The sequence below is a fragment of the Pantoea sp. PNA 03-3 genome (assembly GCF_003201175.1).
GTDB lineage: Bacteria > Pseudomonadota > Gammaproteobacteria > Enterobacterales > Enterobacteriaceae > Pantoea > Pantoea stewartii.
Map to the genome: position 1 here is coordinate 112815 of NZ_QICO01000004.1, position 19799 is coordinate 132613.

Sequence of the window (19799 nt, forward strand, 5' to 3'; positions counted from 1 at the left end):
CCATTCTCATCCGCTCAGCAGTGTAATCGCGTCAGGCTGGCCTGACGTTGATGCGGACCGCTCACCGTAACCGTTTCCAGCGTACAGCCGCCCGGCCCCGTTTTTTTATCTGACCGCGTTTGCCAGCCCGCCACCTCGCGCCCCAACAACCGCTGTTCCGCCACACGCCAGGCTTCACGCTGCTGCCATTGCTGACTAAAGCCGAGCGTTAACACCCGGTGATACTGCAATAAGGCGCTGGTGCTGACGGCCATCAGTAACAGGGCAAACAAGGCTTCCGGCAGGCTGAATCCTGCCGCCTCACAGGCACTGCTCCGGCGCGGATTGCGGGCAATAATCAATCCAGCCCTGTGGCAACGGACTGATTTTGCTGCCCTCCAGCCTGACCCAGTGCCATAACGCCTTATCACCTTTTTGCGTTTCACCTTTAAGCAATCCTTTCTCATCGTCCACGCGATGCAGGCACGCCTGCCAGCCATACTGCGGCTCGCGCTGGCAGGTGGCAGGTGATTGCGCTGGCCACGTTAATGTCAGTCCCCATTGCAGTGCCGACTGGGCCTGCCAAAACCCCTGAATAGCGTGTTGCTCATCGGCGACGATAAACATTCCCTGCGCCAGCATCTCGCGGCTGGCCTGAAGCGTGATGCCGCCTGTCAGCAGGATGATGAGTACCATCCCCAGCGCACTGTTGCCCTCGGCGTTCACAGATTCATTCCTTCGACCCGGCTTTCCAGCGTTTCGGTTCGGTTCCCGCTTCGCCCCTGCAGTACAACGGTGACCAGCCGGCCTTCACGGCGCACGTCGAATGCCTCAATCGAAAGGAAAGCCGGATCGGAAAGCCGTTCCCATCCACTGCCGTTGCAGTTATCCACACCACGCTGCATCTCCAGTTGGTGTTGTCGCAGCCGGTAACCGTAGTAATCGCTCTCACTGTGCGTAACCCCTTCCCACTGACCGTTGCTGTTCTCGTCAAACCGGATCAGCACACAGCCTTCGGCTGTCATCAGGCCACCCGTTCCGCACTCCCCGTGGCAATAACCCGCCCGCCGGATCGCTTTTTCCAGCGTGGACAGCATTTGCTGTAACTCCTGACGCAGTTGAACCTGTTGTTGCAGCCTGAGGTTTTCAGCCAACAGTCGCGGCATAAAGCGTCCTGCACTGACCATCAGCACCGCACTGATCGCCATGGCGATGAGCATTTCCAGCAGACTAAACCCGGCCCTTTTCATTCGCAGTCCGCATCGTCAATACGGCAAAGACGAATTCGCGCCCGTGCAGAAATAATCACCCGTATTTTTCCGGCGCGATTGCGTAGCTCAATGCTGCCCGCTTTAGCCACGTTGCGGCGTCCGTAAAAACCCGGCTCGCCACGCAGGGCGTGAAGGGTGATGTCCGCATACGGCGCGATAAAGTGCAGGCGGCTTGCCGTACTGCAGCCATTCTGTGGCGGTGCTGCCACGCCGATACACCAGGGCTGTGTGGGGCGGTGCCACAGCACTAGGTCCCGGTTTTGCGCATTGGCCTGAGCACGGACGCGTAACAGAAAGTGTTGCAGTTGCAGCGCCGTATCGCGAAGCTGTTGACGCTGCTGCCAGCGCTGCCAGCCTTGCGTGGCAAAGGCGCTGAGTATGCCAGCGATTACCATCACCAGCAGCAGCTCCGCCAGCGTAAACCCTTTTGACTGTGATCTTTTCATGGCGGCAGAGTGCCGCAGCAGCGAGCGCTTCAGCAAGCCCGAAAGCCACCGGTTGGAAGCAAAGCTACAGCATTATTCCTCTGGATAAAGACATGATCAGTGCAAGTGTGCACCGCGCCGCAACATCGCTGTAAAAAAAACGCCCCGGCATGCTGTGGCAAGACCGGGGCGGATGCTGGCGGCGGGTGTTCAGACCGCAACCGGCGCTTTGATGGCGGGATGCGGATCGTAACCTTCAATCTCGAAATCGTCGAAGCGATAGTCAAACAGCGAGGCAGGCTTGCGTTTAATCACCAGCTTCGGTAACGGACGCGGTTCGCGCGTCAGTTGCAGGCGCGCCTGCTCCAGATGGTTGCTGTAAAGGTGCGTATCGCCGCCGGTCCAGACAAAGTCACCGACCTCCAGATCGCACTGTTGCGCGACCATATGCACCAGCAGCGCATAGCTGGCGATGTTAAACGGTAGCCCCAGGAAAATGTCGCAGGAACGCTGGTAAAGCTGACAGGAGAGCCTGCCATCCGCGACGTAGAACTGGAAAAAGGCATGGCACGGAGCCAGCGCCATTTCATCCAGTTCGCCCACGTTCCACGCCGAGACAATGATGCGGCGGGAATCCGGATCGCGCTTGATCTGTTCAATCACTTTGGTGATCTGATCAATCTCTTCGCCACGGGCGGTGCCCCAGCTACGCCACTGTTTGCCGTATACCGGTCCCAGATTGCCCTGCTCATCTGCCCACTCATCCCAGATAGAGACATTGTTTTCTTTCAGGTAACCAATGTTGGTGTCCCCTTGCAGAAACCACAGCAGCTCATGAATGATGGAGCGAACATGGCACTTTTTAGTCGTGACCAGGGGAAAGCCATCCTGCAGATTAAAACGCATCTGGTGACCAAAAATTGAAAGCGTGCCTGTACCGGTACGGTCAGATTTTGGTGTGCCTTCGTTCAGCACGTAGCGCATTAAGTCCAGATACTGTTTCATTTTTCCTCGTGAAGTTGTTGCTGCGGACGTCGACGGTACGCCCAAATCATCATAATCACACCGGCGATGATCATCGGCAGAGACAGTATTTGTCCCATGCTCAGGCCGCCGGTGAGCAAACCCAGTTGCGCGTCGGGCTGACGGAAGAACTCAACAATAAAGCGGAAGCAACCGTAACCGATCAGGAACAGGCCGGACACGCTGCCCATCGGGCGGGGTTTGCGAATAAACAGGTTCAGGATAATGAACAACACAATGCCTTCAAGGAACAGTTCATAGAGCTGTGAAGGATGGCGCGGCAGGACGCCATAGGTGTTCAGCAGTGCCTGATATTGTGGGTTGTTAGCCGCCAGCGCGATATCTTCGCTGCGCGAGCCGGGGAACAGCATGGCGAAACGGAAATTGGGATCGACACGGCCCCACAGTTCACCATTGATAAAGTTGCCCAGACGACCGGCGCCGAGGCCGAACGGAATCAGAGGGGCAATAAAATCAGCAACCTGGAAGAAATGACGTTTGGTACGGCGCGCAAAAATCAGCATCACCAGGATGACGCCAATCAGACCGCCGTGGAACGACATGCCGCCATCCCAGACTTTGAACAGGTAAAGCGGATTTTCCAGGAACAGCGGCAGGTTATAAAACAGCACGTAACCGATGCGTCCGCCCAGGAAAACCCCCAGGAAGCCGGCATACAACAGGTTTTCGACTTCCTCTTTTTTCCAGCCGCTGCCGGGTTTGTTCGCGCGGCGCACCGCCAGCCACATGGCGAACACAAATCCCACCAGATACATCAACCCGTACCAGTGAAGCGAAAGCGGTCCGATTGAGAAAATCACCGGATCAAACTGTGGAAATGCGATGTAGCCGTTATTCATCATTCACCGTTTTTTTTCTGCCCTGAAAGGGGACGTGATGCACATAAATTAAGGCTGTGCATCATAGCACAGCCAGTTTTTTGCGTAGTCGCAGAAATGTAACCTGGGTTAACGCCCGCCGCGGATCAGACCGCCCAGACCACGCTGTTCCATAAACGCCGACATCATCTGGCGTACCTCCGTCGCTGACGAGGCTTTAAGCGCCTGGGTGCTGAGCTTCTGCGTTTCTTCGTAATCCAGATGACGCAGCAGGTATTTAACACGCGAGACGTTTTTCCCGTTCATACTGAGGTGGTGATATCCCATTCCCACCAACAGCGCCACGCAGGTCGGATCGCCTGCCATTTCACCACACAAACACAATTCCAGATTCGCCAAATGGGCTTCAACAGAAATGGCCTGCAGTGCGCGCAACATAGCCGGATGGAGGGAATCGTACAGATTCGCCACGCGCGTATTGTTACGATCAACCGCCAGCAAATACTGGGTCAGATCGTTGGTGCCTACCGAGATAAAATCAACACGCGAGGCCAGATGCGGGATCATAAACAGCATCGAGGGCACTTCAATCATGATGCCGATGCGCGGCTTCGGAATCGCATAGCCGAGCATCTCTTCCACTTCTGCCCCGGCACGCTGAATCAGCCGTTTGGCCTCGTCGATCTCATCAATGTGGCTGATCATCGGCAGTAAGATGCTCAGGTTGCCGGAGGCGGCATTCGCACGCAGCATCGCGCGCACCTGCACCAGAAAAATTTCCGGTTGATCGAGCGTCAATCGAATCCCGCGCCAGCCCAGACACGGGTTCTCCTCGCTAATCGGCATGTAAGGCAGTTGTTTATCGGCCCCGATATCCAGCGTACGCAGCGTAACGGGCTTGTCGTGAAAGAGCTGTAACATGCCCTGATACTGTGCCACCTGCTCTTCTTCTGACGGGAATCCGCTTTGCAGCATAAACGGGATTTCCGTGCGGTAAAGACCGATGCCGTCAACCCAACTGCCCTGCGTTTGCTCATGCTCCGGGCTCAGTCCCGCATTAAGCATCACCTGTATGCGCTGACCGCTTCTCAGTTCTGCCGGTCTGTCTACACCGCCTTCAGCCATCTTGCTGAGGGCATTTTCTTCATTGATTAACCGCTGGTACTCCTGCACGATCACCGGTTCAGGGTCGATCAGCAGTTCACCACGATAGCCATCGACAATCAGCAGGCGCTTATTGAGCTGGCCGGGCTGAATGTCTGCGCCCATCACCGTGGGGATCCCCATGGCGCGGGTCAGGATCGCGGCGTGCGAATTCGCGGCGCCGTCACGCACCACAATACCGGCCAGGCGATCATGCGGGATCTCGGCGAGCGTTGTCGCTGTCAGCTCATCGGCTACCAATACAAAGCGTTCGGGCCAGGCATTGACGCCCACCAGGGAATCATCAAGGTGGAACAGCAGCCGCTGTCCAAGCACCCGCAGATCGCCCGCGCGCTCTTTCAGATAGCTATCCGTCAGGCTGGCAAACTGCGCGGCAAACTTTTCAATCACGGTTTTGACTGCCCACTCGGCCACGGATCCGCGTTCGATCTCATCGAAGAGATCTTTTTTCAGGCGGGCATCCGTTAACAGGTGCGAGTAGAGATCGAAGATTGCCGCGCTTTCTTTCTGCGCGCTGGCAGAAAAGCGTTTACTGAAGCGACGAAACTCACTGGCGGCTTCACTCATCGCCAGTGACAAGCGCTCACGTTCGCGCAGTGGATCCAGCGTGGAGGCCGCGGAGACCTGATCGAGCAGGGGTTGGGTTTCATCCACCCAGCCCGGTGCAACCGCCACACCCGGTGCGGCCGCGATGGCGCGAACACGGGCCTGGCGATACTGACCAAACAGCTGGCTCAGCTGCGATTGTGACAGCAGGGCCGCTAGCTGGGTGGCGAGCGTAACCAGAAAAGACTCTTCGCTTTCGTCGAACTGGCGATGCTCGCGCTGCTGCACCACCAGCACGCCCAGAAGCTGGCGGCGGCTGATGATGGGCACACCAAGGAAAGAGCGATAGCGTTCTTCCTTAACGGAAGGGATGTATTTAAAGCTCGGATGGCTCTGCGCATCAGCAAGGTTGATAGGCTCGGCCAGGCGACCGACCAGGCCCACAATCCCTTCATCAAACGCCAGTTTCACCGTCAGGCCACGCGGTTTTTTCAGACCGCGCGTCGCCATCAGGTAATAACAGCGATGATCGTGATCGGCCAGATAAACGGAACAGACTTCCGTTTCCATCGCCAGACAGATCTCATTAACCAGGATGTCGAGTGCTTCGTTCAGACGGGGCGCACTCGCCACCTTTTCAACAATTTCTCGCAACTGAGTGAGCATAAAGGGCGTGGCCTATCCTCTTTTACGTCGATGGGCAGGATGATTTCGCTGCACCGCACTCTCCTGCATGGACATGACAACGCCTGCAAACTCCTTCATCACCCGACGGTACACATCGCGTTTAAAAGAGACAACCTGACGTACCGGATACCAAAAGCTCACCCAGCGCCAGCCGTCGAATTCCGGCGTGCTACTGTGTTGCACATTAATATCTGCATCACTGCACATCAACTGCAGAAGAAACCACTTTTGTTTCTGACCAATACAAACCGGTTTTGTGTCCCAACGCACCAAACGTTTTGGCAATTTGTAGCGCAACCAGTTACGGGTAGATGCAAGTATTCGGACATCCTTTCTGTGTAACCCTACTTCTTCGAACAATTCGCGATACATCGCCTGTTCTGCGGTTTCACCGGGATTGATGCCTCCCTGAGGAAATTGCCAGGAGTGCTGTCCAAAGCGCCTGGCCCATAACACTTGTCCCTGCCTGTTACAAATTACGATACCAACATTCGGGCGGTAGCCATCATCATCGATCACTGGACTACCTCAAAAGCTAAATTTGAATGGTCTGATTGTTTCACACTCCTTACAGGCGGTAAACCACTGGATTCGCGGGCAATGGGGACCGTAATCTCGGGATAACTCACAGAAGAATGCAAAGTTATAAACAAAGTACCGAGAAAACATCGATCTTATTCACGTTTTCTGTGGATAGCTTTGTGTAGAACACGGGAGTTAACTGAATAACCCGTTGGGAGGAATCTGAATACGCTTTACTGTCATTCTGAAATAGCTATTGAAATATAAGACTATTTCTCTGCTGAGGTTTGAATAAATTCGTCTGAGTGACATTGTATAATGTCCTGTCGCTGACAATTGGCTAAATATCCACCACCCGGCTTTTTATCCACAGATATCGGTTCAAGCTTGCAGCAAACCGGCTAATTTTTGCTAAAAAACAGCAAAGTCAAGGCTGTAAATCGAACCAGTAACCCGTCTGATGCCAGGTTATCCCATCTTTCTGTGGATAACTGGTCATAAGATCCTGTTCATTGTTGATAGCAAGTTGGGATAACCTGACCCGTCGTTAACAGCATGAAGCGGTGCATTCTTAAAAAAGCACTATGTTTCATGTTATTATGCGCACCTTACCCTGCTCATTCCTGTGGAAAACCTGACAGGCCGCAGGGCGCTTATTTTTTAACCACATCGGGTTACGCATATGATCACTCTTCCAGAGCCACCTGAAAACGAATCGGTACTGTTCGCGCGGGCGCAGGCACTGGCAGGTTTACCTTTACACTGTCTGGCAGAACAGGCCGGCATTCCAACGCCAGCCAATCTGAAGCGCGATAAAGGCTGGGTGGGCATGCTGCTGGAATGGCATTTGGGGGCCAGCGCAGGCAGTAAAGCCGAGCAGGATTTTGCGCATCTGGGCATTGAGTTGAAAACCATCCCTGTCGATCGTGAAGGCAAACCGCTGGAAACCACATTTGTCTGCGTTGCACCGCTGACCGGTAACAGCGGCGTGACATGGGAAAACAGTCATGTTCGCCATAAGCTGGCTCGCGTACTATGGATGCCGGTTGAGGGTGAGCGTGATATTCCCCCTGGCGAGCGCCGTGTAGGCGCACCCTTGCTGTGGAGCCCGACGGCACAAGAAGAAGACATGCTGCGTCAGGACTGGGAAGAACTTATGGATATGATTGTGCTGGGTCAGGTGGAACGTATTACTGCCCGTCATGGTGCCTGGCTGCAAATTCGTCCCAAAGCGGCTAACAGCCGGGCCCTGACCGAAGGGATCGGCGAACAGGGACAGCCCATTATGACGTTACCGCGCGGATTTTATCTCAAGAAAAGCTTTACCGCCCCGCTGCTTGCCCGCCATTTTCTTCTCTGAATCCCCTTTCCCCAGGCCATGCACTATTTAAATGTGAGTTCGACAGATTAGGTGCGTATAATCTTCGTTTACTTTTCGTTTAGGATACGAGTGCAGGTATGTTCGAGTGGATTTCCGATCCTAACGCCTGGCTGGCGTTGGGCACCCTGACCATTCTGGAAGTGGTTCTGGGCATTGATAACATTATCTTTTTGTCATTAGTGGTGGCAAAACTGCCTAAACATCAGCAGGCCCGCGCACGGCGCATTGGTCTGATGGGCGCGATGCTGATGCGGCTGGGACTGCTGGCCTCGATTGCCTGGGTAGCAAAACTGACCAATCCCCTGTTTACCCTTATGGATCATCCGTTCTCCGCACGCGATCTTATTCTGCTGTTTGGTGGCTTATTTCTGCTCTGGAAATCCAGCATGGAAATCCATGAAACTATCGAAGGTGAGGAAACCGAACACAAATCCAATGTGCATTCGTTCCTGGGAGCGATTGTGCAGATTATGTTGCTCGACATTATTTTCAGCCTCGACTCGGTTATTACAGCCGTCGGCCTTTCAGACCATCTGTTTATTATGATGGCCGCCGTGGTGATTGCCGTCTTAATGATGATGTTTGCGGCACGCAGTATTGGCGAATTTGTTGACCGTCATCCGTCGGTCAAAATGCTGGCGCTTTCTTTCCTGATTTTGGTGGGTTTCACCCTCATTCTGGAGAGTTTCGGCGTGCATGTACCAAAAGGTTACATTTATTTTGCCATGTTCTTCTCGATGGCCGTTGAGTGCCTTAACCTGATGCGCAGTAAGAAAAAAGTCAGCTAGCGTTGTCAAGGGCGGCGGCCTGCCGCCCACCTATTTTCAGATTGATACGATTAACCCAATCGGTAAAAGGATTTATTACTACACTTTTTTACAGTGGACGCGTTGCGAGGATAAGCACAATGAAAGGGCTGAGTAAGATTATATTGGCGGCCGTTGCCGCAGTGACATTAGGTGGTTGTAGTTCTGATTATGTGATGGCGACAAAAGACGGTCGCATGATTATGACGGAAGGCAAACCGAGCATTGATAAGGAGACCGGACTGGTACAGTACACCGATCAGTCAGGCCATACGGTACAGATTAACAGTGATGAAGTATCAACCATCATTGAGCGTTAAATGCGAAACGAGCAGGCCTGTCGACCTTTCCCTCTCCGGCAGGCTGTTTCTCCTTGTTGTTTCCCTTTCTTAGCCGCTACGCCTCGCGCTATAGTCCCTTAAGACACAATATCCATCCTCAGAGAAAAGGAAGCCGGCAATGCATTATCACCGTATCCCCCATAGCACGCTGGAAGTGAGTCAGCTTGGATTGGGCACCATGACGTTTGGTGAGCAAAACAGCGAAGCCGACGCCCACGCGCAACTGGATCTTGCGATCAGTTCCGGCATCAACCTGATCGATACTGCCGAAATGTATCCGGTGCCGCCTCGCCCGGAAACCCAGGGCCTGACCGAAAAGTACATTGGCAGTTGGTTAAAAAAGACCGGCAGCCGCGATAAAATCATTCTCGCCAGTAAAGTCGCAGGGCCGACCCGCGGCAACGATGCCTCCATTCGCCCTAATATGGCGCTGGATCGTAAGAACATTCGCGAAGCGCTGGATGCCAGCCTGAAGCGCCTGAATACCGATTATATCGACCTGTACCAGCTGCACTGGCCGCAGCGCCAGACCAACTTCTTTGGCAAACTTGGCTATCAGTACAGCGCTTCCAGCGTCCCGGTGACCCTGCTGGAAACGCTGGAAGCGCTGGCAGAACAGGTGCGGGCCGGTAAAATTCGCTACATCGGCGTCTCTAATGAAACCCCCTGGGGCGTGATGCGTTACCTGCAACTGGCAGAAAAGCATGAGTTACCGCGCATTGTTTCTATTCAGAATCCCTACAGCCTGCTGAACCGCAGTTTTGAGGTGGGCCTGGCGGAAATCAGCCAGCATGAAGGCGTGGAACTGCTGGCCTATTCGTGCCTGGCTTTTGGTACGCTAAGTGGGAAATACCTGAACGGTGCACAGCCTGCTGGTGCACGTAATACCTTGTTTAGCCGGTTTACCCGCTACAGTGGCGAGCAGTCTCAGCTGGCAGTCGCAGAATATGTGGCGCTGGCAAACAAGCATCAGATCGATCCCTCGCAAATGGCCCTGGCGTTTGTTCGCCAGCAGCCGTTTGTTTCCAGCACGCTGCTGGGCGCCACCACGCTGGATCAGTTAAAGATCAATATCGACAGCGCCAACCTGACGCTCAGTAGTGAGATTCTGGAAGAGCTTGAGGCGATTCACCGCCGTTATACCTACCCAGCACCGTGATGCCATGTGCCAGCCGCAAGTGCGGCTGGCAGTTCTGACTGACAGCCTGCGTTAACCCAATTCCAGAGCCAGCAGATCCTCGATACGCTGCGCGCGACGAATCTCGCGTGGCGTGCCGTTTTCAAACAGGATTTCCGGAATCAGCGGTCGACTGTTGTAGTTAGAGGACATGGACGCACCGTACGCCCCGGTATCGTGGAACACCAGATAGTCGCCGACTTTCGCGTCGGGAATCGCCCGGGTTTCCACTTTGCCCCCTTCAAGCTGAGTAAACACATCGCCGGACTCGCAAAGTGGCCCCGCGACAACGCTTTCACGCGTGTCCTGTTCATCAATCTGTCGGTTGTCGCCAGCCATCAGGGAGATATGGTGATAGCTGCCGTACATCGATGGTCGCATGAGATCGCTGAATCCGGCATCCACCAGCACAAAGTGACGGCTGCCCATCTCTTTAACGGCCCGCACCTGCGACACCAGCACGCCTGACTCCGCCACCAGGAAACGGCCCGGTTCAATTTCCAGCTTCACGGCGTGACCCAGATGTGAGGCAATACGCTGGCGCGCGGCGTCCCACAGGCCAAAATAGTGATCGGTATCAATCGCTTCTTCCCCATAGTGATAGGGAATGGATAAACCGCCGCCCGCAGAAATCGCCTCCAGATCCTGACCGAACGCCACCACCAGATCGACCATGGCATCGCAGACCTGCTGCAGGTGCGCATAGTCCACGCCCGAGCCGATATGCATGTGAATGCCGATCAGGCGCAATCCATATTGCTCAATCGCCGCCTGAGCAGCAGGCAAATCACTCGGCCAGATGCCGTGTTTACTGTTTTCACCGCCGGTATTGGTTTTCTGGCTGTGGCCATGACCAAATCCCGGATTGATACGCAGCCAGACCGCGTGCCCTGGCGAAACCGCACCCAGCTGATGCAGCATATCGACCGAACCGGCATTCACCGGCACCTTTAGTTCTGCAACTCTGGCGAGTGTAGGTTCATCCAGCACGTCAGCCGTAAACACGATGTCGTCACCGCCGGGCGTAAAACCAGCCACGAGGGCGCGCTCAATTTCGCCCAGCGAAACGGAATCCACTTTAACCCCGGCCGATTTCATAAGGCGCAGGATGTGCGTATTTGAACAGGCTTTTTGAGCAAAGCGCACCACATCAAAAGCGTGAAGCTGTGCAATACGCTGCTGAATCACCTGCGCATCATAAGCCCAGAACGGGCCAGAATACTGGCGGGCAAGCGGCAGCAGATGATCAACGTTGAGGGCGGTTTCTGTGGTGTTTAACGGACGCGGCATAGCATGTCTCCTGTGGCAATCCTCCTATTAAGCCAGATTCGTGCCATGCCGAAAAATATCTGTTTTAATAGCATCTATGCATAAATGATATGGGATATCCCATGGCCACGATTAACTGGCGCCACATCGAGATCTTTCATGCCGTGATGACCAGCGGCAACCTCACCCAGGCCGCCACGCTGCTGCAAACCTCACAGCCCACGGTCAGCCGTGAACTGGCGCGGCTTGAACGGCAGTTGAGTCTGCAACTGTTTGAGCGCGTGCGTGGCCGTCTGCAACCGACGGTGCAGGGACTACGCCTGTTTGAAGAGGTGCAGCGCTCGTGGTATGGGCTGGACCGCATTATGGATGCGGCAGAAGGTTTGCGGCAGTTTCGTCAGGGCGAGCTGTCGATTGCCTGTCTGCCGGCCTTCTCACAGTCGTTGCTGCCGCCCATTTGTCAGACGTTTTTACAACGCTATCCCGACGTCAGCCTGAACATCATTCCGCAGGATTCACCGCTGCTGGAAGAGTGGCTGTCGGCGCAGCGCTATGATTTGGGCCTGACAGAAACGCTGCACGCACCTGCCGGTACCGATCGCCAGGCTTTACTGACCTGCGATGAAGTCTGTGTCTTACCGAAACAGCATCCTCTGGCGCAGCGCAACTTACTTACGCCGCAGGATTTTGCGGGTGAGAACTATGTCAGCCTGTCACGTACGGACAGCTATCGGCAGTTACTGGATGCACTGTTTCATGAGCAAGGCGTGACGCGCAGGATGGTGATGGAAACCCATAGCGCAGCCTCGGTGTGCGCGATGGTGCAGGCTGGCGTGGGTATTTCTGTCGTTAATCCGCTGACAGCACTCGATTATGCTGACAGCGGGATCGTCATGCGTCCGTTTAGCGTGGCGGTGCCCTTTACCGTCAGTCTGGTCCGGCCGCGCCACCGGCCGGCTTCAGCGCTGGTTGACGCCTTTGCAGCGCACTTTCAACATCAGATTGCCCGTTTTCCGGCGCTGATTGCGGCCAGACTGGTTTAGGCGTGTACGCTGGCCGCCGCGCCGCCTGATTTACGGAAGGTGATCAGGCAGACGATCAGCCCCACCGCCGCCAGCGCAGCCGCGGCAACCGGCACGCTGGTCAGCCCATAGCCCCGGGCAATAACCGCTCCGCCTACCCAGGCACCCAGTGCATTCCCGACATTAAAGGCCGAAATGTTCAGGGTCGACACCAGATTTGGTGCCTCCTTACCGTGGCGCACGACATTTATCTGCAAGCCGGGTACCGTAGCGAAGGTAGCCATCGCCCAAAGGAACAAGGTGATTTCCGCCAGCCACAGCGCATGGCTGGTCCAGCTAAACAGCAGTGAGAACAGCGCGATCAGCAGGAAACTGCCTGTCAGGCTGAGCGCCACATTGCGGTCAGCCAGTTTGCCGCCCAAAATATTGCCTGCCGTCAGCCCCGCCCCAATCAGGAACAGAGTCCAGCTCACGCCATGATCGCTGATGCCGGTGACCTGCAACAGCAACGGCGCAATATAGCTGAACAGCGTAAACATGGCGGCAGCAAAACAGACCGTCATCAGTAACGACAGCCACAGTTTACCGTTTGCCAGCGCGCTGATTTCGCTGGCCAGATTGACGGGCTTCTCGTTTTTATTTTCCGGCAGGCTGGTGATCAACGCAATAAAGGCCAGCACACCAATTACCGCAACGCCCCAGAAGGTGGCACGCCAGCCAAACAGCTGACCAAACCAGGTCCCCAATGGCACGCCTAATACGTTGGCTAACGTCAGGCCGGTAAACATCAGCGCCACGGCGGACGCCTGGCGATCGGCAGCCACCAGACTGGCAGCCACCACAGCGCCAATGCCAAAAAACGCACCGTGACAGAGGGCGGTAATCACCCGCGCCAGCATCAGAAGGTTGTAGCTGTACGCCAGCGCGCACAACAGGTTACCGATGATGAAGATGGCCATTAACAGAATCAGCGTTTTCTTGCGTGGCAGTTTCGCGGTCAACAGTGCCATGACCGGCGCGCCAATGGCCACGCCCAGGGCATAGCCGCTGATGAGCCAGCCCGCTGACGGAATGGTCACCTGTAAATCGTTTGCCACTTCCGGCAGTAACCCCATAATAACGAACTCAGTGGTTCCGATGGCGAACGCACTCAGCGCCAATGCCAGTAATGCCACAGGCATAACACTCTCCCAAATATGATTATTGCGACGCGGTTGCTTCCGCGTGCATCGCGATGAACAGGCTATAATTTATGATCTCTGTCACATTCTGTATTACACCATAGCTGACTGTCATCGGATACTCACACAGAGGCAACACTGTATTGCAGGAAAGGCAATAATTGACAGTAAGATGAACTATGCTTATTAAACATGAGGTTAAGGAGAAAGGGATAGCCCGCCACTTAAAACAAGCAGAAAGGTTGCCAGCGAAGTAGCCGTTTTTTAGCTAATACCGATTTTAGTTATCAATAAAGTATTAGCGTTGCCGATAAAGCTCTTATGAATCGCCAGATGAAATGCAGTCCAACTGACGCGGAGAGAGAATAATGCAACGGCTTACCCTCTTACTGGTACTGGGCTTAACGGGTTGCTCAGTCGGTCACTATGAGTACAGTAAAGAAGCTGAAAAGCGGGTTGATATGACCGTTACCGGCATTCCAACCATCATGGGGCTGGGCACGCTGGGTACGACCATTCCCCTGACCCCGGACTACAGCCTCACGGCGGCCCACGTGGCGAAATATTCGCTTTACCGGGTGAAAGCCTGGCATCCGGAGTGCGACCTGGCGGTGGTCTACCACAAGAACAGCGAAGCCAACCTTCCTCCTGCCTTCCGTAACAGCCACATTGGCGATAAGGTGAACCTTTACGGGTACAGCTTTATCTCGGCCATGCCGGTCAGCTCAACCGGTCAGAATCTGGTGAATACCACGCTGGCCAATGACTGGAACAAAGCTAACTGTGTGGTGGTGGCAGCGAATGCCGGCGTAGTGAAAGGGATGTCTGGTGGCGCGGTTTACAATGCTTCTGACGACACACTGGCAGGCGTGATCGTCGGCTACAGCCAGCGCATTAACGATAACCACAGCGGCAAGACGTTGTATAAAGACGTCGCCCTCTATGTTCCTTACTCTCGCTTTCAGCACTGGCTGGATGACGCCGTAAAATCTTAATTTTTGTCGGGCAAACCGGGATGCTTGCCCATCGTCTGTTCAGGCGGATTCAGCCACCTGTCCTCACGGGTTGCTTCGTAGTCCGGATTGAGCGGATAAGTAATACGGTTTTCGGGTTTGCTCACCTCGCCCACCACTAAAAAGCGCGCCTCATGGTCGCGGTTGTTGATAAAGGTATGGCAGATGCCGGTTCCGGCCGGAAAAGCAACGGCATCGCCCGGCGACAGCGGGTACAACTCACCGTTGATCCAGGCGTCAGGATGACCTTCAAGCACAAAGATAAACTCTTCTTCCGCGCTCTCCGCGTGCGGATAGGACATGCGGCGTCCGGGCAACAGCCTTTCATGGTGAATGCCGAGGCGGGTTAACCCCAGTAACCGCCCCAGTGGCGCGCCAATCGACATGCGCTCATCGCTGTCAGAATAGTGTTCGTTATCGTCGCCTTCCAGCGTCTGCCAGTGGCGAATACAGTCGGGACGTTGTGTCATCGTGGTTGGCTCCCTGTTGAGATTTCAGTCTGGCAGAGGGGGCGGGATGACTCAAGCACGGCATCGCGAACAGCAGAAAGAAAAAAGGCCGGGATAACCCGGCCTTTTTACAGAACAACAAGACTTATTTAGCGCCAGGACGCAGCGCCGGGAACAGGATCACGTCACGGATGGTATGGCTGTTGGTAAACAGCATCACCATCCGGTCGATACCAATGCCTAAACCTGCCGTTGGCGGTAAGCCGTGTTCCAGTGCGGTAACGTAGTCTTCGTCATAGAACATGGCTTCATCATCGCCCGCGTCTTTGGCATTAACCTGCTGCAGGAAGCGATCAGCCTGATCCTGCGCATCGTTAAGCTCAGAGAAGCCGTTGCCGATTTCACGTCCGCCGATAAAGAACTCGAAACGGTCGGTGATTTCCGGGTTTTCATCGTTACGACGAGCCAGCGGAGAAACTTCCGCCGGGTATTCGGTAATGAAGGTAGGCTGAATCAGGTGCGCTTCTGCGGTTTCCTCAAAAATCTCGGTCACCACGCGGCCTAAGCCCCAGCTTTTCTCGACTTTGATGCCGATGGCCTGGGCGACTGCCACGGCTTTATCGAAATCGTCAAGATCGGCCAGATCGGTTTCCGGACGGTATTTTTTGATGGCTTCACGCATGGTGAGCTTTTCAAACGGCTTGCCGAAATCGAATTCCTGCTCACCATAAGGCACGACGGTGCTGCCCAGCACATCCTGCGCCAGCGTGCGGAACAGGCTTTCGGTCAGTTCGATCAGATCCTTATAATCCGCATACGCCATATAGAGTTCCATCATGGTGAACTCTGGATTATGACGTGGTGAAATCCCTTCGTTACGGAAGTTACGGTTGATCTCAAACACGCGGTCAAAACCGCCCACAACCAGACGTTTCAGATACAGCTCTGGCGCAATACGCAGGTACATATCGATATCCAGCGCATTATGATGCGTGATAAACGGACGCGCTGATGCGCCGCCCGGGATCACCTGCATCATTGGCGTTTCCACTTCCATAAAGTCGCGAGCGACCATGAACTGGCGAATACCGGCCATAATCTGAGAGCGAATTTTGAAGGTGTTGCGTGATTCATCGTTGGCGATGAGATCAAGATAACGCTGACGATAACGTGTTTCCTGATCGGCCAGGCCGTGAAACTTATCAGGCAACGGACGCAGCGCTTTGGTCAGTAAACGCAGTTCTGAACAGTGAACAGACAGCTCGCCGGTTTTGGTTTTGAACAACTTACCGCGTGCGCCGAGGATATCGCCCAGATCCCACTTTTTGAACTGCTCGTTATAGATGCCTTCAGGCAGATCGTCACGTGCTACGTACAGCTGAATGCGCCCGCCAACGTCCTGCAGGGTGATGAAAGACGCTTTGCCCATAATACGGCGCGTCATCATACGGCCCGCCACGCTGACCTCAATGCCTAAGTCTTCCAGCTCTTCGTTACTCTTCTCGTCATAGCTGGCGTGCAGCCGATCGGAGGTGGTATCACGACGAAAATCGTTAGGAAACGCCACGCCGTTTTCACGCAGCACGCTCAGTTTCTCGCGACGCGTTTTCAGTTCGTTATTTAACTCAAGTGCGACGTCAGCGCTCTGCGGTTGTTGTTCAGACATGTCGGTTCCTTATAGCCCTGCTTTTAAACTTGCTTCAATGAAACGGTCCAGATCGCCATCCAGAACCGCCTGCGTATTACGCGTTTCCACGCCGGTACGCAGATCTTTAATTCGTGAGTCGTCCAGAACGTAAGAACGGATCTGGCTTCCCCAGCCGATATCCGACTTATTGTCTTCCAGCGCCTGCTTCTCGGCATTTTTTTTCTGCATCTCAAGCTCGTACAGCTTCGCCTTCATCTGCTTCATCGCCTGATCTTTGTTTTTGTGCTGAGAGCGGTCATTTTGACACTGCGTGACCGTACCGGTCGGAATATGGGTGATACGCACCGCAGATTCCGTCCGGTTAACGTGCTGACCACCGGCACCCGAGGCACGGTAAACGTCAATGCGCAGGTCTGCCGGGTTAATGTCGATATCGATATCGTCATCGACTTCCGGGTAGATAAACGCGGAGCTGAATGACGTATGGCGGCGACCACCGGAGTCAAACGGACTCTTACGAACAAGGCGATGAACGCCTGTCTCGGTGCGTAACCAGCCAAACGCATAATCGCCCGACACGCGAATGGTTACCGATTTAATGCCCGCCACTTCGCCTTCGGACTCTTCAATAATCTCGGTTTTGAAGCCTTTCGCTTCGGCCCAACGCAGATACATACGCATCAGCATGCTGGCCCAGTCCTGCGCCTCGGTGCCGCCAGAGCCAGCCTGCAAATCGATATAACAGTCTGCGCTGTCGTACTCACCCGAGAACATACGGCGGAATTCGAGTTCACCCAGTTTAACGTCCAGCGCGTCCAGTTCTTCGACCGCTTCGTTAAAGGTTTCTTCGTCATCGGCTTCCACAGCCAGATCAAGCAGGCCCTGTACGTCTTCCAGCCCCTGCGTCATCTGATCCAGCGTATTCACGATTGCTTCGAGAGAGGAGCGCTCTTTACCCAACGCCTGGGCGCGTTCAGGTTCGTTCCAGACGTCAGACTGTTCGAGTTCTGCGTTTACTTCTTCAAGGCGTTCTTTCTTGGCATCGTAGTCAAAGATACCCCCGAAGAACGTCGCTGCGCTCGGTGAGGTCCTGAATACGGTATTTGACCGGATTAATTTCAAACATGTGTTTAGCGTCTTTTTAACGTTTGATGGAATAAGAAATGTAACCTGCGAGTTTACCCGAAACCGGCGACAGTTTGTAGCGTTGAGAAAATGCGCAGGGTGTAAACGTTTGGGACAGGCTGTGCTGAAAGGGAGGGAGGCAACGTCAGAAAGGCCTGGCGGACGGACTCCCGTCCGTCCACCTTCATCCGTTAACTGAGCGGCCAGAGATGTTCAATAATCAACTGCACTGAGCGGTTACCGCGATATTCATTGATATCCAGCCGGTACGCCAGTTCAACCTCGCGAACGCTGCTGTCAGGCCACAGCGTGGTATCTACGTTAAACGCGATACCGTCGATCAATGGCCCGCCGCCCAGTGGCTCCACCATGACTTTCAGATGACGTTCCCCCACCAGCCGCTGTTGCAACAGCCGGAATTTGCCGTCAAACGCAGGCTCCGGAAAGGCCTGTCCCCAGGGACCGGCATCGCGCAGCATTTCGGCGGTCTCCAGAGAAAACTCAGCGGGTTGTAACGCGCCATCAGACCACATCACCCCTTGCAGCGCTTCGCCAGCCAGCCAGTCGCCGACCAGTTCAGCGAACCGCTGACGAAACTCCTCGTAGCGCGCCTCCTCCAGCGACAGCCCGGCCGCCATGGCGTGACCACCAAACTTCTGCATCAGCCCGGGGTGGAGCGTATCAAGCCGTTCCAGGGCATCCCGCAGGTGCAGGCCCGCAATCGAACGTCCCGAGCCTTTCAGCATGCCGTCGCCCGCAGGCGCAAAGGCGATGACCGGACGGTGAAAACGCTCTTTGAGCCGGGAAGCCAGAATACCTACCACGCCCTGATGCCATTCGGGATGATAAAAGGCCAGCCCCAGCGGCAAATCGGTTTGCTCACGCTCCAGCGTCTGACAGAGCGCCAGCGCCTCGCTTTGCATACCCTGTTCAATCTCTTTGCGCATCTGATTGAGCGCATCCAGCTCGCTGGCTAGCATACGCGACTGGCTGAGATCGTCCGTCAGTAACAGCGCGACGCCGACTGACATATCGTCGAGCCTTCCGGCCGCATTCAGCCGCGGTCCCAGCGCAAACCCCAGGTCGCTGGCGGCCAGCTGGCGCGCATCGCGATTGGCGATTTCCAGTAGCGCCTTGATGCCCGGTCGGCATTTACCGGCACGAATGCGGCTCAGGCCCTGCCAGACCAAAATACGGTTATTTGCATCCAGCGGCACGACATCCGCAACCGTGCCCAGCGCCACCAGATCGAGCAGGTCAGCCAGGTTAGGTTCTGCCCGCGTGACGCCAAACCAGCCCTGGGTTCGCAGATGGGCACGCAGCGCCATCATCAGGTAAAAGGCCACACCAACGCCTGCCAGCGCACGCGACGGGAAAGTGCAATCAGGCAGGTTTGGGTTAACGATAGCGTCCGCGTCAGGCAGCGTTTCGCCGGGTAAATGGTGGTCGGTCACCAGCACCGCAATCCCGTGCGCATGCGCGACGGCGACGCCAGCATGAGAGGAAATACCGTTATCGACAGTGAGGATCATCTCCGCGCCGCGCGCTTTCGCCTGTTCGACAACCTCAGGACTGAGGCCGTATCCATCCTCAAACCGGTTAGGTACCAGATACTGAACATTGCTGCATCCCATGCTGCGCAGAGCCAGCACGGTAAGCGCGGTACTGGTGGCACCGTCAGCATCAAAATCGCCGACGACCATAATACAGCGTCCATCCAGCAGCGCTTCATGCAGCAAGGCGACGGCCTTATCAATACCGCTCAGCGCACTAAACGGCAGCAGGTTTTTCGCGCCTCTTTCAAGCTGAGCGGCATCACTGACGCCACGTTGCAAATAAAGCCGACGCAGAAGCGGCGGCAAATCAGCAGGGAGCCCGGGCAAATCCGGTACCGCCTCACGACGACGTAATTCGACTTCGTGCTTTACCAC

20 protein-coding genes are annotated in these 19799 nt (G+C 55.1%); 6 read left to right on the forward strand and 14 right to left on the reverse strand.

The genetic code is table 11. The features are described from left to right. Nucleotides 1–14 precede the first annotated feature (14 nt). The 8 genes from C7433_RS13515 to rppH all read right to left on the reverse strand — a co-directional run bounded on the left by C7433_RS13515 (nt 15) and on the right by rppH (nt 6453). A complete protein-coding gene (locus C7433_RS13515; RefSeq protein WP_172913418.1) occupies nt 15–341 on the reverse strand; it encodes a prepilin-type N-terminal cleavage/methylation domain-containing protein in 327 nt (108 codons plus the stop codon). Further along, the gene (locus tag C7433_RS13520; protein ID WP_110268353.1) at nt 301–705 is read right to left on the reverse strand and encodes a DUF2509 family protein; all 405 of its coding nucleotides are present in this window, start codon (nt 703–705) and stop codon (nt 301–303) included. The genes C7433_RS13515 and C7433_RS13520 overlap by 41 nt, the downstream gene beginning before the upstream one ends. Continuing rightward, on the reverse strand, nt 702–1229 hold the full coding sequence (locus C7433_RS13525; protein WP_081011334.1) for a prepilin peptidase-dependent protein: 528 nt from the start codon (nt 1227–1229) through the stop codon (nt 702–704). Before C7433_RS13525 ends, C7433_RS13520 begins: the two co-directional genes overlap by 4 nt. Beyond that, a complete protein-coding gene (locus C7433_RS13530; protein WP_033739681.1) occupies nt 1226–1696 on the reverse strand; it encodes a prepilin peptidase-dependent protein in 471 nt (156 codons plus the stop codon). The genes C7433_RS13525 and C7433_RS13530 overlap by 4 nt, the downstream gene beginning before the upstream one ends. Nucleotides 1697–1885: 189 nt before the next feature. Further along, complete coding sequence (thyA, locus tag C7433_RS13535) at nt 1886–2680, reverse strand: thymidylate synthase (RefSeq protein WP_006120797.1); 795 nt, start codon at nt 2678–2680, stop codon at nt 1886–1888. Further along, nucleotides 2677–3558, reverse strand: a complete 882-nt coding sequence (gene lgt, locus C7433_RS13540; protein WP_033739682.1) for a prolipoprotein diacylglyceryl transferase — start codon at nt 3556–3558, stop codon at nt 2677–2679. The genes thyA and lgt overlap by 4 nt, the downstream gene beginning before the upstream one ends. A 108-nt stretch (nt 3559–3666) precedes the next feature. After that, on the reverse strand, nt 3667–5913 hold the full coding sequence (gene ptsP / locus C7433_RS13545; protein WP_006120799.1) for a phosphoenolpyruvate--protein phosphotransferase: 2247 nt from the start codon (nt 5911–5913) through the stop codon (nt 3667–3669). A gap of 12 nt (nt 5914–5925) precedes the next feature. Further along, nucleotides 5926–6453 (reverse strand): RNA pyrophosphohydrolase, encoded by a 528-nt coding sequence (gene rppH, locus C7433_RS13550; protein WP_006120800.1) that lies wholly within the window; start codon nt 6451–6453, stop codon nt 5926–5928. A 685-nt stretch (nt 6454–7138) separates the two neighbouring features. Between rppH and mutH the strand changes: the two genes are divergently transcribed. The 4 genes from mutH to C7433_RS13575 all read left to right on the forward strand — a co-directional run bounded on the left by mutH (nt 7139) and on the right by C7433_RS13575 (nt 10143). Continuing rightward, a complete protein-coding gene (mutH, locus tag C7433_RS13560) occupies nt 7139–7816 on the forward strand; it encodes a DNA mismatch repair endonuclease MutH (RefSeq protein ID WP_006120801.1) in 678 nt (225 codons plus the stop codon). Between the two features lie 98 nt (nt 7817–7914). Further along, nucleotides 7915–8625: a TerC family protein gene (locus C7433_RS13565; protein ID WP_006120802.1), complete on the forward strand. Its 711-nt coding sequence runs from the start codon at nt 7915–7917 to the stop codon at nt 8623–8625. Nucleotides 8626–8744: 119 nt separating this feature from the next. Further along, nucleotides 8745–8963, forward strand: a complete 219-nt coding sequence (locus C7433_RS13570; protein ID WP_006120803.1) for a YgdI/YgdR family lipoprotein — start codon at nt 8745–8747, stop codon at nt 8961–8963. Between the two features lie 139 nt (nt 8964–9102). Next, complete coding sequence (locus tag C7433_RS13575; protein WP_006120804.1) at nt 9103–10143, forward strand: NADP(H)-dependent aldo-keto reductase; 1041 nt, start codon at nt 9103–9105, stop codon at nt 10141–10143. A gap of 51 nt (nt 10144–10194) precedes the next feature. Here C7433_RS13575 and lysA read toward each other — a convergent pair whose 3' ends face one another. Next, nucleotides 10195–11451: a diaminopimelate decarboxylase gene (gene lysA, locus C7433_RS13580; RefSeq protein ID WP_033739602.1), complete on the reverse strand. Its 1257-nt coding sequence runs from the start codon at nt 11449–11451 to the stop codon at nt 10195–10197. A gap of 101 nt (nt 11452–11552) precedes the next feature. Between lysA and C7433_RS13585 the strand changes: the two genes are divergently transcribed. Further along, entirely contained in the window at nt 11553–12473 is a 921-nt protein-coding gene (locus C7433_RS13585; RefSeq protein ID WP_110268354.1) for a LysR family transcriptional regulator, read from the forward strand. On the opposite strand, the gene C7433_RS13590 is transcribed toward C7433_RS13585, so the two are convergent. Further along, the gene (locus tag C7433_RS13590) at nt 12470–13633 is read right to left on the reverse strand and encodes an MFS transporter (protein ID WP_033739603.1); all 1164 of its coding nucleotides are present in this window, start codon (nt 13631–13633) and stop codon (nt 12470–12472) included. The genes C7433_RS13585 and C7433_RS13590 overlap by 4 nt on opposite strands. A 368-nt stretch (nt 13634–14001) precedes the next feature. Here C7433_RS13590 and C7433_RS13595 point away from each other — a divergent pair, with 368 nt between their 5' ends. Continuing rightward, nucleotides 14002–14628, forward strand: a complete 627-nt coding sequence (locus C7433_RS13595; protein WP_006120808.1) for a hypothetical protein — start codon at nt 14002–14004, stop codon at nt 14626–14628. On the opposite strand, the gene C7433_RS13600 is transcribed toward C7433_RS13595, so the two are convergent. The 4 genes from C7433_RS13600 to recJ all read right to left on the reverse strand — a co-directional run bounded on the left by C7433_RS13600 (nt 14625) and on the right by recJ (nt 19799). Continuing rightward, nucleotides 14625–15116 (reverse strand): cupin domain-containing protein, encoded by a 492-nt coding sequence (locus C7433_RS13600; RefSeq protein ID WP_039338424.1) that lies wholly within the window; start codon nt 15114–15116, stop codon nt 14625–14627. The genes C7433_RS13595 and C7433_RS13600 overlap by 4 nt on opposite strands. Before the next feature lie 124 nt (nt 15117–15240). Beyond that, complete coding sequence (gene lysS, locus C7433_RS13605; protein ID WP_033739607.1) at nt 15241–16761, reverse strand: lysine--tRNA ligase; 1521 nt, start codon at nt 16759–16761, stop codon at nt 15241–15243. A 9-nt stretch (nt 16762–16770) separates the two neighbouring features. Further along, nucleotides 16771–17869, reverse strand: a protein-coding gene (prfB, locus tag C7433_RS13610) for a peptide chain release factor 2 (protein ID WP_100208631.1) whose coding sequence is annotated in 2 segments (ribosomal slippage) — nt 16771–17793 and nt 17795–17869 — 1098 coding nt in all. Because the reading frame shifts where the segments join, the coding sequence is not laid out codon by codon here. Between the two features lie 190 nt (nt 17870–18059). Then, the gene (gene recJ / locus C7433_RS13615) at nt 18060–19799 is read right to left on the reverse strand and encodes a single-stranded-DNA-specific exonuclease RecJ (RefSeq protein WP_039338426.1); all 1740 of its coding nucleotides are present in this window, start codon (nt 19797–19799) and stop codon (nt 18060–18062) included.

Bases quoted from the DNA above. Each gene is read 5' to 3' on its own strand.
- C7433_RS13600 (WP_039338424.1), bottom strand. From the start codon at position 15,116: ATGACACAACGTCCCGACTGTATTCGCCACTGGCAGACGCTGGAAGGC.
- C7433_RS13590 (WP_033739603.1), bottom strand. From the start codon at position 13,633: ATGCCTGTGGCATTACTGGCATTGGCGCTGAGTGCGTTCGCCATCGGA.
- lgt (WP_033739682.1), bottom strand. From the start codon at position 3,558: ATGAATAACGGCTACATCGCATTTCCACAGTTTGATCCGGTGATTTTC.
- C7433_RS13525 (WP_081011334.1), bottom strand. From the start codon at position 1,229: ATGAAAAGGGCCGGGTTTAGTCTGCTGGAAATGCTCATCGCCATGGCG.
- lysS (WP_033739607.1), bottom strand. From the start codon at position 16,761: ATGTCTGAACAACAACCGCAGAGCGCTGACGTCGCACTTGAGTTAAAT.
- C7433_RS13575 (WP_006120804.1), top strand. From the start codon at position 9,103: ATGCATTATCACCGTATCCCCCATAGCACGCTGGAAGTGAGTCAGCTT.
- C7433_RS13595 (WP_006120808.1), top strand. From the start codon at position 14,002: ATGCAACGGCTTACCCTCTTACTGGTACTGGGCTTAACGGGTTGCTCA.
- C7433_RS13585 (WP_110268354.1), top strand. From the start codon at position 11,553: ATGGCCACGATTAACTGGCGCCACATCGAGATCTTTCATGCCGTGATG.
- thyA (WP_006120797.1), bottom strand. From the start codon at position 2,680: ATGAAACAGTATCTGGACTTAATGCGCTACGTGCTGAACGAAGGCACA.
- C7433_RS13570 (WP_006120803.1), top strand. From the start codon at position 8,745: ATGAAAGGGCTGAGTAAGATTATATTGGCGGCCGTTGCCGCAGTGACA.
- ptsP (WP_006120799.1), bottom strand. From the start codon at position 5,913: ATGCTCACTCAGTTGCGAGAAATTGTTGAAAAGGTGGCGAGTGCGCCC.
- mutH (WP_006120801.1), top strand. From the start codon at position 7,139: ATGATCACTCTTCCAGAGCCACCTGAAAACGAATCGGTACTGTTCGCG.
- lysA (WP_033739602.1), bottom strand. From the start codon at position 11,451: ATGCCGCGTCCGTTAAACACCACAGAAACCGCCCTCAACGTTGATCAT.
- C7433_RS13565 (WP_006120802.1), top strand. From the start codon at position 7,915: ATGTTCGAGTGGATTTCCGATCCTAACGCCTGGCTGGCGTTGGGCACC.
- C7433_RS13530 (WP_033739681.1), bottom strand. From the start codon at position 1,696: ATGAAAAGATCACAGTCAAAAGGGTTTACGCTGGCGGAGCTGCTGCTG.